General features: G+C 72.0%; 1 protein-coding gene. It reads right to left on the reverse strand.

Annotated elements, in window-relative coordinates; genetic code table 11:
• A partial coding sequence (locus tag SM753_RS21000; RefSeq protein ID WP_323192979.1) for a PLP-dependent transferase occupies positions 1–246 on the reverse strand: 246 nt, incomplete at both ends.

The following is a 246-nucleotide window of genomic DNA, read 5'->3' on the forward strand; positions in this document are numbered from 1 at the left end:
GAGCCGTGCAGCCACTTCGTCGTGGACTCCCAGACGACGTCCGCCCCGTGTTCGCCGGGGCGGCAGAGCGCGGGCGTGGCGAACGTGTTGTCGACGACGAGCGGGACGCCGGCGTCGTGGGCGACGTCGGCGACGGCGTCGAAGTCGGGCGTGACGAGGCTGGGGTTCCCGATGGTCTCGACGTGGACGTACGCGGTGTCGTCGTCGACGGCGTCGCGGTAGGCGTCGACGTCGAGCGTGTCGACG

The organism is Halostella sp. PRR32 (genome assembly GCF_034808085.1).
Taxonomy (GTDB): Archaea; Halobacteriota; Halobacteria; order Halobacteriales; family Natronoarchaeaceae; genus Halostella; species Halostella pelagica.